This window comes from Flavobacterium sp. B330r (genome assembly GCF_056824325.1).
Map to the genome: position 1 here is coordinate 4297715 of NZ_CP124860.1, position 18007 is coordinate 4315721.

Sequence of the window (18007 nt, forward strand, 5' to 3'; positions counted from 1 at the left end):
CTTTGACAAAGCTAGCCTTTGTTACCGCAAAGACTGCAAACTGCGACTGAACACTAAAAAAACGGTATATTTGGAATCCTAATGAACTAAAACAGCAGTATTGAAGAGTAAAATCCTCACATATTCCTTAACACATCACAAGAGTTTATTTTCGTACGCAGATCAGAAAGAGTACTTCTATATCCAGACGAGTGAGCATCCTTACATTACCGAGCCTTATCGTGCCGAAAGCTATGCAATTGAATTTCTAAGAAAAGGAAGTATAATCATGCATACTGGGCTCGAAACAAAAGTGGTTCACGCTCCAGCTATTATTGCTTTAGGGCCTTCGGTAATAAGAAGTTTTTCTAAAAATGAGGACGAAATTCTAATCGATATAATATTTTTTAAACCGCAGTTTTTTCTAGAAAATCAAGCAAACGTCTTTTTTCTAACACAATATATTTTTTTTGAAAATAGTGATAGCAATATCTCTCCACTCGCAAAAGGAGAGGAAAGCAAGTTTGAACGCATTTTTAGCTTAATCAAAGAAGTATCAGAAGATCAGTCTAAGCATCAAGCCTCTATTTTGAGAAGTTATTTGTACATTTTAATTTATGAAATTGATGGTATTCAGAAAGAAAAAATTCCCACAGAAGTACAAAGCCCTTTATATGAAAAGTTTAAAGAGCTTCTTTTTAAAGATTTTCTGAATTTTAGAACGGTGCAACATTATGCGGATGAATTAAATGTAAGCCGAAAATATTTGTCTGAAGTCATTAAAAAGCATAGCGGAAAAACGGCTAGTGACTGGATTAGCGAAATGGTGATTCTGGAAGCTAAAGTTTTGTTGCAGAATAAAAAAATGTCCATCAATCAGATCAGCGATTTACTTCATTTTTCTGATCAATCTGTTTTTGGACGATTTTTTAAAAACTATGAAGGTATTTCGCCTTTAGAATATCGAAAAAAACAGATCGATTAAAATCATTTAGCCGACATTTTGCACAAAACAGAAGCCTTATCGCTCTTTTTTTAGACTAACATTCGGTGCAATTTTGCTTTTTATTTTTAAAGAAAAGAAATGAGTAAAATTGCAAAATTTGTTGTCATAATCAACGATAATGTCTTTTGGATGGAAGACAAAGCCGTTCAATTCTATACCAATTTATTTAAGGAAAAAGAGTTAGGAGAAAAATATGCCGAAGAACATCTTTCGAAAAAAGAGTTGTTTCGAATTCAGAACGATTTTTCGATCGAGATTCTGATGGCTTATCTTGGCGAAACTCCGCAAGCGTATTTAAAATTGGATTCGTCGAGAATATTAAACGAAAACCTTGGAGCGTCAAAAGCAATCAATCTGAGTGAGATTGTTTATTTTGATGAAGAAGATTTAAAAGTGCTTATTAAACGTGCTGAAGAAATTGCTTCTCAGCGAAAACACGATTTAATTTGGGTGAGCGCTTTTGCCGTAGATACTGCTTTGATCGATATATTACGATCAATAAATTACGAAGAATTTGAAGGGAAAGAAAGTATAGAAGATCAATTTCCGAAACGAATTTACCTCAGAAAAAAGATGTGAATAGATGTTTTTTAAGCTGAACTTTTCGAAGCGATTAACTTTGTCAAAGTTTTAGACTTTGACAAAGTTTCTAGAACGCTTTTATCGAAAACTATATCCTATTGTCAACGGCATAAGATGTTTTACCAATATTAGCAAGCAGTAAAGCCGCTGCACAACTTGTCCAAACCGAATAGTCGAGAGGTGCTTTTACAGAAACAGAAACCGACATAGCAAATGCAAAAAAGAACATTAAAAGCGTAGTTCCTAAAGCCGCAAGTCTGGTTTTGAAACCAAATAACAATAGTAGACTTAGTAAAACTTCAAAGAAAGTGGCAATTCCTGCTAGAACTTCTGCTGTGGCTTTGTTGGCAAAAGAATTTAGAGATTGGGTGTAGATTACGAAATTTTCCCAATTTCCCCAGGCAACTGCGTGAGATCCTGGTGCGCCCCAAACTCCAAATCGGTCCGCTACGGCCGAAAGCATTGTGATTCCTAAAACTATTCTTAAAATTAAACCTGCTTCTAATATTGTGATATTTTTCATTCTATAATTAATTTTTGATTTGAAGATGTTCTAGGTTCTTCTTAACCAAAGTTTTGTTTCCAACTACTTTAAAACCAAGCTTTAAATACAGTTTTTTAGCACTCGGATTGTCTTCCTCAACCAGCAGACCTAAAACCTCTTTATTTTTATGAACGTATTTATCTATCAAAAATTGCAATAATTGAGAACCAATTCCTTTTCCTTGATATTTCGGATTTACGCCCAACGAATCTATATAATATTCACCTTCACGGGTCTCAAATTCAGGATCGAATTCAGGATTATAATGTTTTCTAACGTATTCAATAATAGGATTACGTAATTCTTCAATGTCAGCGCCATTATAAATGTTTACGGCACCAATTATTTCGTTATCCTCTTCGGCCACAAAACAGTTTTGATAAGAATATTGATTGTTTTCTCTTTCGACGAAATACTGCAGAAAGTCTTTCGCGGAAGCGTAATCTTCCTTAGCTATAAATTTATAGATAATGTCTTCCATTGCTAACAACAATATAGGAGCAATATATTTTGAGTCTGATTTTTCGGCTTTTCTGATATTCATAAGTAAAGTGTTTTTACAAATTTAAGGCTTTATTTAAATACATAGCCCCGATAACTATTGGGATTATGTGTTTGTTTCTTAGAAAGCATTAAATAAAACCTGCGTAAAAAAAACTTAGCCTCTCAGCAACTTAAAACCTTAGTATCTTTGAAAAAAATGTACAAATATACACTCAATATATACCAATCAAGAGATTTCAACTCGTCTTATCTTTGTAATATAGTTTTAATTTAAACATTAAAAAGAAATGAAAGCAATAGGATTTAAAACATCATTACCCATAGAAAACCCAGAAAGTTTTATCGAATTTGAAGCCGTAAAACCAATTCCTGGGCCACACGATTTATTAGTTAAAATTGATGCGATTTCAGTAAATCCAGTCGATTTTAAGATTCGCCAAAACAGTGCGAAAGACACCGTTTTAGAAACTCCAAAAATTATAGGCTGGGATGCTGTCGGAATCGTTCAATCTGTTGGAGAGGATGTTACTTTGTTTGAAGTAGGCGATCCAGTTTATTATGCTGGAGATATTACCAAACAAGGTAGCAATGCCGAATATCAGATTATAGACGAAAGAATTGTTGGCAAAAAACCAAAAGCATTAAGTATTGAAGAAGCTGCTGTAATTCCGTTAACGGCTTTAACGGCTTGGGAAATTCTATTTGACAGAATCAGAATTAGCGCTGATAAAGACAAAGGAAAATCAATTTTAATTATTGGTGGAGCAGGAGGAGTTGGTTCGATTGCCATTCAGCTAGCCAAGAAAATTGCTGGCTTAACCGTTATCGCAACAGCGTCGCGTCCAGAAACGATTGCTTGGTGCAAACAGCAGGGAGCTGATTTTGTTGTAGACCATAAAGATTTGATTTCTTCGGTTCGAGAGGCTGGCTTTGAGTACGTTGACTTTATTTTAGATTTTGTCGACACCAATGCTTATTGGGATACAATGGTCGAATTGATTAAACCGCAAGGACATATTGCCTCCATTACAGGAAGCAGCGACCCAGTTGCATTAACAAAGCTGAAAAGCAAAAGTGTTTCTTTTTCTTGGGAATTGATGTATACGCGTTCTATGTATCAAACGGAAGACATGATCGAGCAGCATAATATTCTGAATATTGTAGCCGATTTACTCGATGACGGTATCTTGAAAACGACTTTAAACACCACTTTAAATGGACTTACAGCCGAAAATCTAAAGAAAGCACACGAACTTTTAGAATCGGGAAAAACAATTGGAAAAATTGCGATAAAGTTTTAAAGTAAATCACGTTTGTGATAGTCTAAAAACGGTTATTTGGAATTGTTTTAAATAAGATTGTTTTTCATTGGGAAATTTTTGTATTTTAGTCGGCTTATAAACCCAATTTTGATATAATTTTTAACCTAAACAAAATTTTTTATGATTTCAAAAAACACAGACCTTGGATTATTGCTATTGCGTATTAGTACTGGTGGATTGATGCTTTTTCACGGTGTTTCTAAATTGATTCACGGAATTTCTTTCCTTGTAGATAACATGGGCGCATTTGGATATGCGGTTTACATTGGTGAAGTTTTAGCTCCAATTGCTATTTTATTAGGATTTAGAACTAGAATTGCTGCAGTTCTTTTGGCGATCACTTGTGTGGTTGCAGTTGCAACAGCCCACGCTCAGGACATTTTCACCATTAGCGATCACGGAGGTTATGCTTTAGAATTATTAATGCTTTACCTTTTTGGAGCTATTGCCTTGTTTTTTACTGGAGCAGGTAAATTTGCCCTTTCTAAAAACAATCAATGGGACTAATTTATTAGGTCACTTATAAATATAAAAAAGCTCTAAATTTCGATTTAGGGCTTTTTTATTTAAATCCCTTTCATTTTGAAAAATATCCTATCATTTTGATAAGCTTTTGCAAATTGATTAAAGCCGATTTTTTATTATTTGTTTTATAACGAATGGTTTATCGTAGTTTGAGATGCTATGGCATGCCTTTTGTTTTTATGTTGTGGATTATTAAACAAGCCCTTAATTATACAACATTTAAGAAATATGAAAACAAGTAATAAAAGAAATAAAGAAATCACAAAAACGTACTTTTCAAATAAATCTAGACGAAATAAAGATCGATTCGTTAACTTAATGGTTTTTACAGTAGTTCTTTTTATCACCGTTATGCTGATTGCTAAAATAGTTTAGGTATCATGAAAACTATCGAGTATAGAAAAGATGCAACTGTTTTTTCTTCCCATGAAAAAGCTGCCGAATCTTATGATTTTATTTTAGAAGAAACAAAAGGCAAACATGTTTTTTATCTAAATGAAATCTGCGAAGAAACATTATTATCTGCCAAAGCTCGCGGAACGGGAATCTCAAGTAGACCGCCCGAGCTTCTTGAAAAAAAGATGAGAGAAGGTGAAGCCGTTATCGCAATTACACGAGATGGAAGATGGGCCGGTTTTGCTTTTATATCTTCATGGGAAAATGGAAAATATGTTTCTAATTCGGGATTAATTGTTGCGCCTGAGTTTAGACACACTGGCCTGGCAAAAAAGATTAAAAAAAAGATCTTTGAACTCAGCCGTAAAAAATATCCAAAAGCGCTTATTTTCAGCCTAACTACAGGTCTTGCCGTTATGAAAATGAATCACGAAATTGGCTTTGAACCCGTTACTTACGCTGAATTGCCAAATGATGACCTTTTTTGGGAAAACTGTAAAAGCTGTATCAACTGTCCTATTTTATTAAGCAAGGGCAGAAAAAACTGTTTGTGTACCGCTATGCTGTACGATCCGAAGAAAAACGGATCTACTGTTTCAGATTTTCGATAAATAAGCTGGAAAAATCTTTTTTATGCTATTTTTGCGCTCAAATTACCAATTTAGTTACCAAAATAGCAATGAAATCTTTATCAGCACTTTTCTTTTTTATTCTTTCTGTTTCTATTAATGCACAATCTGTCAACGGTATTGTAAATGACGGAAGCGGAAAATCTTTATCAGAAGTATTAATTCGTGATTTAACCTCAAAAACACACGCACATACTGATGCCAACGGAAAATTTACATTGGAAGGAGTGGAGGTAAATGATAGTTTGCTGATTACAAAAAAAGGATTTTCTCCTCAAAAAATTAAACTTGCTTCTTTGGATTTCTTAACGATTTCAATAAATGAAAAACCTTTTTTGTTGGAAGAAGTTAAGATTAGCAATAATCTAAAATACTTGAATACCATTTCTAAAATTGATTTTGAAATTCAGCCAATTTCAAATTCTCAAGATCTGCTGCGAAAAGTTCCAGGACTTTTCATCGGTCAGCACGCAGGAGGAGGAAAAGCCGAACAAATCTTTTTAAGAGGTTTTGACTGTGATCACGGAACCGATATTAACATCACTGTTGACGGAATGCCCGTAAACATGGTTTCGCACGCACACGGGCAAGGGTATTCAGATCTGCATTTTGTGATTCCGGAAACAGTCGATAATATTGATTTTGATAAAGGAGCCTACTTTGTAGATAAAGGCGATTTTACAACTGCTGGATATGTTGGTTTTAATACCAAAAATGCTTTGCAGAACAGCTCTATTTCTTTTGAAGGAGGACAGTTTGATACCTTCCGTACCGTTGCGATGTTTAATTTATTGAATAAAGAAAACCAATCGGCTTATTTTGCGGGAGAATACATGATGACGGATGGTTATTTTGATGCGCCTCAGAACTTTAACCGAATTAATTTATTTGGAAAATACAATGCTAAAATGGAGAATGGAGATCGTCTGGCTATTTCGGTTTCCCATTTTAAAAGCCAATGGGATGCCAGCGGACAAATCCCAGACCGTGCGGTAAACGACGGAACCATTTCGCATTTCGGAGCAATTGATTCTAATGAAGGAGGGAATACTGATAGAACCAATTTCAATTTGCAGTACGATGCAAAAATTGGCGAAGACACACATATTAAAAGCAGTGCTTATTTGAGTAAATATGATTTTGAACTGTATTCTAATTTTACATTTTTCTTGAATGATCCTGTAAACGGCGATCAGATTAAACAGAAAGAAAATAGAACTATTGTAGGTTTTCAGTCGGAATACGATCAGAAACTAAATGAAAAATGGCGTTTTAAATTGGGAGCTGGACTTCGAAATGATAATAATAAAGATGTAGAGTTGTCTCATACATTAAACAGAAAAACGGTCTTAGATTATTTGAGTTTAGGAACGGTAAATCAGACTAACTTATTTACTTATTCAAGTCTTGATTTTACAGCAGGAAAATGGCTGGTAAACGGAGGTTTGCGTTTAGATTATTTCAAATTTGGTTACGAAGATCAATTAGCTCCAACTTATACCAATCAGACGCAGACCAAAGCAATTGTGAGTCCGAAACTGAACTTTTTGTATACTCAGAATGAAAAATTAAACTATTTCTTGAAATTAGGAAAAGGATTTCACAGCAACGATACTCGAGTAGTAGTAGCGCAAAGTGGCCAAAAAATCCTTCCAGAAACGTACGGAGCAGATTTAGGAATCAATTGGAAACCATTTCCAAGAATGATTATCAATTCGGCAATTTGGTATTTGTATTTAGCGCAAGAATTTGTTTATGTTGGAGACGAAGCGGTTGTTGAACCAAGCGGAAAAACAGAAAGAAAAGGTTTCGATTTTGGTTTCAGATATCAATTGACCAATTGGTTATTCTGGAATACCGATTACACTTATACGCACGCAAGAGCAATTGACGAACCTAAAGGAAGCGATTACCTGCCATTGGCTCCAAAAAATACGTTGATGAACGGAATTTCGGTAAAAGATCTAAAAGGATTTTCAGGAAGTTTAAGAACCCGTTTTTTAGGCGATAGACCAGCAAACGAAGATAATTCGGTTATAGCAAAAGGGTATTGCATTACCGATTTTTCTGTGAATTATCAAATAAAGAAAGTCTCGATTGGCGTAAACATCGACAATATTTTCAATACAAAATGGAAAGAAACACAATTCTTAACCGAATCAAGACTGGCAAATGAAACCGATCCTGTAGAAGAAATTCATTTTACAGCAGGAACGCCGTTTAATGCAAGATTGATATTGAAATATATGTGGTAGAAATTAGTCAATGTGTCAATTAGAAAATGTGCCAATTAGATAATTACTCACATTATCTAATTGGCACATTTTCTAATTATCAAATTCTATTATCGGGTAAAATAACATTTTCACCGAGCAGATCGTGTGTTCTACCGATGACAATTTTAATTGATATACTCGCGATATACTTTTGATCATAATTAAAACCTTTAAAATCAAAATTATGTCATTATTTACACCCCTTCTTTGGATTTTGCTAATCGCTCCGATTATTGTTATTGCATGTTTCAAATCGGAAAAACTGAATTTAAAATATTTAGGATTTTTCATTTTATATTTTCTTGCCGATGTGTTTTTACAGGCTTCAGGAAAACAATTGATAAATCTTGATTTAAAGTTCAATTGGGCAGGAAAATTCCTGAGCTTAGTTTTAGCATTGATTATTATCTTTTCGGTTTCAAAAGAAGAAAGAATCAAAATCGGATTCACTTCTAAGACCAATTCGCTAACAAATTTGAAATTCGGATTATTGGTTTTCTTCGGATTCACTTTTTTCGACATTATTTTTAAACTCATTTTATTTCCAAAAGGAAATGCCTTCAATCTAGAAACTTTTCTTTTTCAAGCCACAATGCCTGGATTAACAGAAGAAATACTTTTTAGAGGAATCTCTTTATGGCTTTTAGATAAAGCTTTTGCGCCAACATGGAATTATCGAGGCATCAAATTTGGCTGGGCGTTTGTTATCGTAACGGTTTTATTTGGAGTTTCTCACGGAGCAATTCTAGATCAGGATTTACATTTGAAGTTCGATATTATTACAATGGTATACCTCACATTAATTTCTTCTTTGAGCGTTGGTATTTTAAGACAGTTTTCAGGAAATCTTATTTATTCTATTCTAGGGCATAACACGATTAATTTGATTAATGCGGTTATTAGAATTTTATAAAACCTGCCAAATTAAAGTTATATTTGAAACTGCTTTACAAATCTTTTACATGCCAAATACCACATCGACTTCTGGATATTTTTTAGATAAAATGGCGCAGCTGAATTTTGATCACTTTTTTACGAAAAGAAATCGAATTTTACTGCACGTTTTCATGTGGTTAGGTTTTTCTATATTGCTTTTTTTGAGCTATGTAATTGGCTATAAATTAGTCTATTTTGATGCTGTTTTACTAACAATAAGAATGGCATTGGTAAATATGATTGTGTTTTATATGCTGTTTTATCTTTTGTTACCAAAGATATTTTCAGGAAGCAAAAACCGAATTATAATACTGCTATTATTGGTTTTTCCAATTTCCATATTTGTCTGGATGGCGGCAACGTATTTTATTTCACTGATTTATTATGCTTTAGGTCTTGAAATTACTTTTGGAGAACTGAAAGGCGTTATTAAAATGAGCGCAAATCAAACTTTTCTAGAAGCAGTTTCTCCAAAAAGAATGCTTTCGCAGACCATAATTATTATTTCATTGCTTTCGCCTTTTTGTTTTGCTAAAATATTGGTCGAAATCACGAAACTCTATAACAAGAAATTTCAAATTGAAAGAGAAAAAACAGCTTTGGAAATTCAGAATATTCAAATTGAAAAAGACTTTCTGAAGGCGCAGTTAAATCCGCATTTTTTATTTAATACCTTGAATAATCTTTACGGACTTACGGTTAGAAAAGACAATCTGGCTCCAGAATTAATCTTGAACCTTTCGGATATTATGAGCTATACGCTTTACGAATCGAATACCGAAATTGTCCGTTTGGAAAAAGAATTGGATTTTATCAAAAACTATATCGCTTTAGAAAAAATGCGTTATGCAGATGAAACGAATATTCAAGTTACTATTGAAGGACAAACTGCAGGACTTTTTGTTGCACCGCTTCTAACATTTACCTTCATAGAAAATGCTTTTAAATACGGTTTAAAAAGCAAAAATGCCTTTGTAAAACTTGACATTAAGATGGAAAATAATACTTTTTGGTTTAGTTTAGAGAATGATTCGGAAGTAATGGAAAACGATTCTGATTTTGGCGGAATAGGAGTAAAGAATGCGCGTAAACGTTTAGAATTGCTGTATCCCGATCAATATAAATTAGAAATTGAAAGACTGGAAAACTCGTTTAAAGTCGATTTAAAAATAGTTTTAAGAAAATAATGGAAAAACTGAAATGCATTGTTGTTGATGACGAGCCAATTGCAAGAGATATTATCGAATCTTTTATTGCTGAAATTCCGTTTTTGGAACTAAAAGACTCGTTTGCAGAAGCGTCTAAACCATTATTGTTTCTGCAGAAAAATGAAGTTGATATTGTTTTCAGCGATATCGAAATGCCCAAATTTAATGGTTTAGAATTGGCGCAATCGCTTACCAATGCTCCAGTTATTATTTTCATCACAGCACATCGCAATTTTGCTTTGGAAGGATTTGAAACCGGAGCAGTCGATTATCTCTTAAAACCCGTTCGTTTTGATCGTTTCTTGAAAGCGGTAAATCGTGCCAAAGAATATCTTTCGCTAAAGAAAATAACTTCGGTTCATCAAATCAATTCCGATCGAATTTTTATCAAATCGGAAGGAAAACTGATTAAGATTCTTTTGAGTGAAATTCTTTATGTAGAAGCGCAAGGCGATTATCTGAAATTTGTTATCAACGGCGCATCATACACAACTTTAGGAACTTTAAAGTCAATGGAAGAAGTTTTGAAACTGCCAATGTTCTTTCGCGTGCAGCGTTCTTTTATTCTAAATTTGGAAGCGGTGAGAAGTCTCAACGGAAATGTGGTCGAATTGATTGATGGGAGAACTATTTCTGCTGCTTTGAATAAAAAAGAGGAATTGTATCAACTGTTAGGTATTAAATAATGTGCTAATGAGTCAATGTGCCAATTAGATAATGAGGTTAATTGACTAATTATCTAATTGACACATTTTCTAATTATCTATTCGCATTGATATAATCCGTTGGTGACATATTAAAATGCTTTTGGAAATTTCGTCCAAAACTCGTTTGCGATTTGTAGCCTACCATTTCTGCGATTTCGTACATTTTGTAGTTTTCGTTTAATAATAGCTCGGCAGCTCTTTTTAATCGTACGATATTGATTAATTCGTTCGGACTCAGATTTGTAATGTCTTTGATTTTTCGGTATAAAGTCGAGCGGCTCATATTCATGATTTCGGCTAGTGATTCTACACTTAAATCCTGATCGGTTATGTTTTTAAGAATTTCGTCGTCGAGTTTTTTCAGAAACTTTTCATCGGTTTTATTGTGAGCAATGCTTTTAATGTGCGAAAGCGGAGAACTTGCATAATAATTCATAATCTGTCTGCGGTTTTCAATCAGATTATTGGCTTGTACTTTCAGATAATCCATCGAAAAAGGTTTGGCTACATAAGCATCTGCACCAACTTCAAGTCCGTCGATTTGTGATTTCAGCGAATTTTTAGCTGTTAAAAGAATTACTGGAATATGACTCGTTTCCAGATTGGTTTTAATCTTTTTACACATCGTAATTCCGTCCATGATTGGCATAGTCACATCCGAAATTACCAGCTGAATGTTTTGATTATGAATTATTTTGAGGGCTTCTTCACCATTTTCTGCTTTTAAAATAGTGTATGTTCCTGCCAATTCTGTTGTAATAAAACTTAGAAGATCTTCATTGTCTTCCACCACCAAAACCTGAGCTTTTTCATTTTTGATTTCAACAGCTTCTTTTGGCGTTTCGCTTTCCATCTGTTCTTTTTCAGCATCGGCGTAAAGCATAAATTCTTCTTCTTGATGTAGCGGAACAACCAATTCGAAGATATTGTAATTCGTATCTTCAATCAACTCTAAACTTCCGTTGTGCAATTGCGCTAGAGAATGTGCTAACGAAAGCCCGATTCCAGTTCCTGAAGCCGTACTACTGTCGTCAACTCTAAAAAACGGTTCAAAAATTTTATTTTTTAAATGAATTGGAATCACATTTCCGTCATTTTTTACAATCAAATGGAGTTTCTTTTCATCTCTAAATAAAGAAATAAAGACTTTTTTGTTTGAGTATTTAATCGCGTTGTTGATCAAATTACTCAGAATCTTTTTGAAAGCTTCTTTATCTACAAAAGCATGAATGTCTTTTTCGCCTAATTCCAATTCAAATTCCAGTTCACGTTCTTCAATTAATTGGCTGAATCTCAAATGGAAATTTCGAACCATCGAAGAAATATTCGCTTCGACGAAAGTCAATTTCAAACCGCCAATTTCAGATTTTCTAAAATCGAGTAATTCATTGACCAATTTCAATAAACGAGAAGTGTTTTTCTTCATAATCGAAAGATATTGCGGCACTTCTTCCGATTCGTATTTCATGCCTAAAAGCTTTTCCAGCGGACCTTTAATCAAAGTCAAAGGCGTTCTGATTTCGTGTGCTACATTCGTAAAAAAATCAATTTTTGCCTGATAGATTTCTTTCTCTTTTTCGTCGTTTAGATGTTTTATCTTGCGATTATTTTTAATCTGAGTCAGATTTTGAGAATATCTGATAATGTAATACAATCCGGCGCAGAACAGTATAAAACAAAATATATACGCATAACTGCTGGCATAAAATGGAGGCAGAATTGTAATTTTGAGTTTTATCTCTTTACTCCAAACTCCAAAGCTATTCAAGGATTTTACTTTAAAAACATAATCGCCAGGCGCTAGTTCGGTAAAGAAAACTTTGTTGTTTCTTCCTAGATAAACCCAATCATTATTAACGTTTTCGAGCTGAAACCAATATTCGGTCAATTCTGGCGCGGTATAATTTAAAGATGCAAACTCCAAATTAAAAGTCGACTGGCTGTTGTTGAGTTCCAATTCGTCTAGAAACGAAATAGACTGCGAAATAGGCGAGTCGGGGCTGTTAACTTCAATGTCTTTATTATTGATTTGCAGATTGGTAATGTAAATAAAAGGCGTGTATTTGTTTTTACTGAAATGCTTCGGATTAAAACTGATCATTCCGTTTAGGTTTCCAAAATACATATCGCCGTTTGCATCTTTAAAAGCCGAATTGTAATTGAACTGATCGCTCAATAATCCGTTTGCGGTGGTAAAAATCTTGATTGCTTTATGATCTGGACCAAATTTTACCAGACCTTTGGATGTTGTCAGCCACAAATTTTTAGAATCGTCTTCCAAAATAGAGTAGAAGACATTACTCGGCATTCCGTTTTTGGTTGTGAATTTGGTAAAAGTATGGTTTTGCCTGTTTACGAGATTCAGTCCGTTTTCGGTGGCAATCCATAAATTTTTAGAACTGTCTTCAAAAATAGCATTTATCGTATTATTGCTTATCCCTTTTGGATTTTTATAATCATACGTAAAAACCTCTTTTTTCTTCGTTTTCGGATTATAAAACAGCAATCCGTCACGATAGCTTCCAGCCCAGAGATTGCCGTCGTTGTCTTCTTTCATATTCGTGTAATGATACGTTTCCGGAAAGAATTTCAGTATTTCAAAATTATCTGCCTGTTCGTTATAGCGATAAAGTCCCGATGTTGTCACTACAATCAGGTCATTGTTTTTCATTTCATAAAAAGAAAAAATAAAATTGCTGTGCAGTCCGCTTCGGCCATCATTTGCGCTGTAATGTTTGATAACTGCGCCAGAATTTCTGTCCAAAACATCTAAACCATGTTCAAAAGTTCCGACCCAGATTTTGTCTTTTCGAGGCATTAAAGCATGAATATTATAATAGGAAACGGGATAAGTAGTAAACTTTTGGGTTTTTGGATTAAAACGATTTACGCCCGCATCTTCGGTTCCAATCCATAAATCGCCATGATCATCTTTATGAATTTCTCGAACTGCGCTTCCGCTAATAGAGTTCTGGTTGTTCTGCGGAAAATACTTTTTAAACTGCGTATATTGTTTCTGATGGTAATTGACTCCGCCAAAATACGTTCCAATCCAGATTCCGTTTTCTTTATCAATTGTGATTGAATAAGCCGCATTATCTGAAATCGCATACGGATCGTTGTAATTTTTCTTAAGATTTACAGCGGTTTTAGTTTTCAGATTATAAACATACACACCCGATTCGCTCGCAATCCAAAGTTCATCGTTTCCTTTTTTTCTGAATTGACGCACGAAAACCGGTTCTTTGATTCCAAATTTAAGTTCACTTGTCGTTTTGTCTTTTCTATTATACAGGAGTACGCCGTGATCGAGCGTACCAATTACGATGTTTTCGCGATCAACGGCATAAATAACCGTAATTCTAAAATTGGCTTTATCGGCTGGAGGATTTAACGGAATATTCTCAAAAGAAAGGTTTTCTTCCGAATAATGATAGATTTTATTTAGAGAAGAAGCCCAGATTTCGCCTTTATAATCCTTCGTAATCGAAGTGGTGATGAAATATTTGTTCGGGTTAAAAGTGGTTGTTTCCTTCTTTTTTGGTGCATACTTATACAAAATGTTGCCAGAAACAAACCAAATGTTGTCTTTTTGGTCGTGATTGATGTCATTGATACGATCATTTATAGCTTCATTCAAAATCGTAAAATTATCCTGCTTTTTGTCGTAATGATACAAACCTTTATCAGTCCCAACCCAAATCGTACCGTTATGTTCGTGCAGCGACTGTATATAATTGCTTCCTAAACTATGTATTGGGTCTCCGTTGCTTCTATAGGTTTTAAAACGGTAGCCATCAAAACGGTTCAAACCATCTTTGGTTCCAAACCACATAAAACCATCATTATCCTGAATGGAGGTTAAAACGGTATTGTTTGAAAGTCCTTCTTCAACCTGAAAATGTTTAAAATAATAATCTTGCGCATTCGAAAAATTTATCGAAAAAAAGCTGAAACATAAAAAAAGAAAGAATTTACGCATAGGTCTGTTTTTAAGGCTAAAATCAATATTTCGGCATATCGTGTCAATATTCTACAAAATGTTGCATCTGAATGAAAACGGACTGTTTTTAATACAATTTGAATCATTTGAGAGAGATATTGACACAAATGAAGCATTTTATTTTGAATAAAAAGCGTCTACTTTGAATTTTCAAATAAACGATATTGATAATTTTTTAAGGATAAAAATATACTATCAATAAAATAAAGTTTGAAAAATCTAACCATTACTAATTTTGAAACAAAATGAACAATTTATTACAACCAAAGAATATTAGTTCTTTTTTTGCCCGTATTCCAGACGATTAAAAAAGAGCCATATTTCATTAAACCAAACCACAAAAAGAAATAAAACTATCTAAAATGCAAAAATCAATGAAAACAAAGTTCACTCACTTTTTAACGAAGAGATATTACCTCTTGGTTTTCTTTAGTTTATTACTGCAGTCCGCTTTTGCCCAGCAAGTAAATGTTACGGGAAAAGTAACTACCGCAGACGGACAAGCGGTTCCTTTTGCGAATGTTTTGATAAAAGGAACTCAAAATGGTGCTGTTACTGATTTTGACGGGAGTTATAAAATCACTGCCAACGGAAATCAGACACTAGTTTTTAGTTCGCAGGGCTATAAAACAATCGAAATTGCAATTAACAACAAAACTTCTATAAATGTTACAATGGCAGAAGATGCCATGAAACTCGATGAGATAGTAGTTGTAGGTTACGGATCGCAACAGAAAAAAGATCTTACAGGAGCAGTTGCATTGGTTAAACCTGAAGAAATTCAGAAAAGACAAGTTACAACAGTTGCAGACGGACTTCAAGGCTTGGTTACTGGAGTTAAAGTTCGCGGAGGCGGACGTCCAGGACAAGAAGCCAATATTGAAATTCGCGGACTTAAAAACCTTCAAAATACAAACCCATTATACGTAATTGACGGTTTGGTAACTTCTGCAAACAGAGACTTTAACCCAAATGATATCGAATCGATTCAGGTTTTAAAAGATGCTTCTGCAGCAGCGATTTACGGTTCTAGAGCGGCAAATGGTGTCATTATCATTACAACTAAAAAAGGTAAAAAAGGACCGCTTCAGGTTGAAGTATCAGCAAAAAGCAGTCTTCAGGTTATGCCTCGTTACGATTTGATGGGAACTGAGGAATTTGCCAAATACAACAACATGGCTTATGATAATGCTGGATTCCCAAGACAAAACTTGAATATGGCTGTTAATACAGATTGGCAGGATGCCACTTTCCAGACGGGAATGATTCAAGATTACAACGCGAGTTTTTCTGGAGGAAATGAGAATTCGACCTTTTTTATGTCTGGAAATTATTTTGGAAATGAAGGAACAGTTATCGGAACTGATTTTGACAGAATTTCATTCCGTGTCAATTCAAGCGGTACAAAAGGAATTTTCAGTATTGGAGAAAACTTAGCGATCAGTAATGCCAAAACAGATGAAATGTCTGGAAATCCAATTATTGATGTTTACAGAATGACGCCAACGATTCCGCTTTACGATTCATCAAATCCTGGAGGATATGGTTATGGGAAACAAGGTGTTGCCGATACTTTCGGAACAAACCCTTTGGCTTTGGCTGATTTTTCTAATGTAACTAATGAAAATTTTAGAATTAGAGGAAACATTTGGTCAGAATTAAAGTTTGTGCCTTGGCTGAAATACCGTTTCAATTTTGGATATGAAACGAGTTTCGATTCTTATAAATACATGAGAAAAAAAGGAAGCTGGACATTAAACCAGCCTCAAGATCCTTCTCAAACCGATCAAAACAAAGGTAGATCAGAGACTTTGTTGTTTGAAAATACATTGACTTTCAAAAAAGAATTTGGTAAACATGATATTACGCTTTTAGTAGGTCAGACGTATCAAAAAGACAATTATGACCAGATTTATGGAACAAAAAGAAATCTTCCGATGAATTCTGGAACTGGACAATATTATGAGGTTTTAAACCAAGGAGATTCACCAGTTGTTGGAGGTTTCATTAATGAAGCGGCTTTAACGTCGTATTTAGGAAGATTTGAATACAGTTACGATAACCGCTATTTGTTTAATGCCGTAATCAGACGTGATGGTTCTTCAAGATTCAGCGATGGTAATAAATGGGGTAATTTCCCTTCTATTTCTGCGGGATGGAGAATAAGCAACGAATCTTTCTTTAAATCAGAATTCATTAAAGATTTAAAATTAAGAGCAAGTTATGGAGAATTAGGTTCTGGAAATATTAGAGAATACGAATCTAAAAGTTTCATTAATAATTTCGGACAGGTTGTTTTAGGAAAAGACCAAGTTTTATATCCTTCTGCAACTCAAGTAAAATTATCGAACTCGCAATTGCGTTGGGAAAAATTAAAACAAACCAACTTTGGATTAGACTTAGGAATTTTAAATAACGATTTACGTTTTACGGCTGATTATTTCATTGCACGTACAGAAGATGTATTATTTGGTTTTCCAATCTTATTGACTACAGGAAATGATGGAGGAAACCCAATCTCTAATGCTGCAACGGTAGAAAATAAAGGATTTGAGCTTGAATTGGCTTACAGCAAAAAAATCAATGATTTCTCTTTTAATGCTTCTGTAAACTTCACAAAGGTAAACAACAAGCTGGTTTCTTTAGGAAATGGACAAAACGAAAACATTATTGGAAACACCATGACTAGAAGCGGAAGCCCAGTAGGAATGTGGTATGTTTTGGAAACAGATGGATTGTTCCAAAATCAGCAGGAAATAGACAATTATAAAAATGCCGACGGGAAAGTTATTATGCCAAATGCAGTACCTGGAGATATTCGTTTTAAAGACAATAATGGAGACGGACAAATTACAAACGAAGACAAAGCGATTGTGGGAAGTCCGTGGCCAGAATTTGAAATGGGTTTAAACGCTGGAGCTGAATATAAAAACTTTGATTTTTCTATGAACTGGATTGCTTCAAATGGTGCTACAGTTTACAACGGATTTAGAAGTGTTGTCGATCGTTTTGACGATAATAGTAACTACAGAAAAGGTATTCAGCCTTGGACACCAGAAAATCCAAATACCGATTTTCCTAGAGTTACAAAAGGTTCGACTTTAAATTCAAGAGGAGATAGTGACCGTTTCTTGGAAAGCGGCAATTTCATCAGACTAAAATACATTGGTTTTGGATACAATTTACCAAGCAGTGTTTTAGAAAAATCAGGAATTTCAAGAGCAAGATTGACTTTATCTGCACAAAACATTCTAACAATCACGAAATACAAAGGTTTAGATCCTGAGTTTAGCAATACGGGTGATAATAGAATTTTTGAAAGAGGTGTTGATAATGGTTCTTTCCCGAATCTTCAGACTTATTCTTTTGGTGTAGAATTTAGCTTTTAAT

The 18007-nt window shown here is 34.2% G+C and carries 13 protein-coding genes; 10 read left to right on the plus strand and 3 right to left on the minus strand.

Translation table 11 applies throughout. The annotated features are described in order from the left end of the window. Positions 1–100: 100 nt before the first annotated feature. Together QLQ95_RS19155 and QLQ95_RS19160 are read left to right on the plus strand one after the other, a co-directional pair. On the plus strand, positions 101–964 hold the full coding sequence (locus tag QLQ95_RS19155; protein ID WP_320495119.1) for a helix-turn-helix domain-containing protein: 864 nt from the start codon (positions 101–103) through the stop codon (positions 962–964). 99 nt (positions 965–1063) lie between these two features. Beyond that, on the plus strand, positions 1064–1564 hold the full coding sequence (locus QLQ95_RS19160) for a hypothetical protein (protein WP_428239392.1): 501 nt from the start codon (positions 1064–1066) through the stop codon (positions 1562–1564). A gap of 91 nt (positions 1565–1655) precedes the next feature. Here the strand turns inward: QLQ95_RS19160 and QLQ95_RS19165 are convergent, their stop codons facing one another. Further along, a complete protein-coding gene (locus QLQ95_RS19165; protein WP_095927565.1) occupies positions 1656–2090 on the minus strand; it encodes a DoxX family membrane protein in 435 nt (144 codons plus the stop codon). Between the two features lie 7 nt (positions 2091–2097). Continuing rightward, positions 2098–2655 carry a GNAT family N-acetyltransferase gene (locus QLQ95_RS19170; protein WP_482501176.1) on the minus strand — a complete coding sequence of 186 codons (558 nt, stop codon included), beginning with the start codon at positions 2653–2655 and terminating at the stop codon, positions 2098–2100. Positions 2656–2902: 247 nt separating this feature from the next. Between QLQ95_RS19170 and QLQ95_RS19175 the strand changes: the two genes are divergently transcribed. From QLQ95_RS19175 to QLQ95_RS19205, 7 genes are all read left to right on the plus strand, one after another. Then, positions 2903–3916, plus strand: a complete 1014-nt coding sequence (locus QLQ95_RS19175) for a zinc-binding alcohol dehydrogenase family protein (protein WP_482501177.1) — start codon at positions 2903–2905, stop codon at positions 3914–3916. A 141-nt stretch (positions 3917–4057) separates the two neighbouring features. Next, positions 4058–4444, plus strand: coding sequence for a DoxX family protein (locus QLQ95_RS19180; protein WP_095927562.1), 387 nt, complete (start codon positions 4058–4060; stop codon positions 4442–4444). A 398-nt stretch (positions 4445–4842) separates the two neighbouring features. Further along, complete coding sequence (locus tag QLQ95_RS19185; protein WP_320495111.1) at positions 4843–5469, plus strand: GNAT family N-acetyltransferase; 627 nt, start codon at positions 4843–4845, stop codon at positions 5467–5469. Between the two features lie 68 nt (positions 5470–5537). Next, entirely contained in the window at positions 5538–7742 is a 2205-nt protein-coding gene (locus QLQ95_RS19190) for a TonB-dependent receptor (RefSeq protein WP_482501179.1), read from the plus strand. Between the two features lie 205 nt (positions 7743–7947). Beyond that, entirely contained in the window at positions 7948–8676 is a 729-nt protein-coding gene (locus QLQ95_RS19195; RefSeq protein WP_482501180.1) for a CPBP family intramembrane glutamic endopeptidase, read from the plus strand. A gap of 49 nt (positions 8677–8725) precedes the next feature. Beyond that, on the plus strand, positions 8726–9886 hold the full coding sequence (locus QLQ95_RS19200) for a sensor histidine kinase (RefSeq protein ID WP_428239396.1): 1161 nt from the start codon (positions 8726–8728) through the stop codon (positions 9884–9886). After that, entirely contained in the window at positions 9886–10593 is a 708-nt protein-coding gene (locus tag QLQ95_RS19205; RefSeq protein WP_482501183.1) for a LytR/AlgR family response regulator transcription factor, read from the plus strand. The genes QLQ95_RS19200 and QLQ95_RS19205 overlap by 1 nt, the downstream gene beginning before the upstream one ends. A gap of 73 nt (positions 10594–10666) precedes the next feature. Here the strand turns inward: QLQ95_RS19205 and QLQ95_RS19210 are convergent, their stop codons facing one another. Continuing rightward, the gene (locus QLQ95_RS19210; RefSeq protein ID WP_482501185.1) at positions 10667–14596 is read right to left on the minus strand and encodes a two-component regulator propeller domain-containing protein; all 3930 of its coding nucleotides are present in this window, start codon (positions 14594–14596) and stop codon (positions 10667–10669) included. Between the two features lie 395 nt (positions 14597–14991). Here QLQ95_RS19210 and QLQ95_RS19215 point away from each other — a divergent pair, with 395 nt between their 5' ends. Further along, the gene (locus QLQ95_RS19215) at positions 14992–18006 is read left to right on the plus strand and encodes a SusC/RagA family TonB-linked outer membrane protein (RefSeq protein WP_482501187.1); all 3015 of its coding nucleotides are present in this window, start codon (positions 14992–14994) and stop codon (positions 18004–18006) included. Position 18007: the final 1 nt, after the last annotated feature.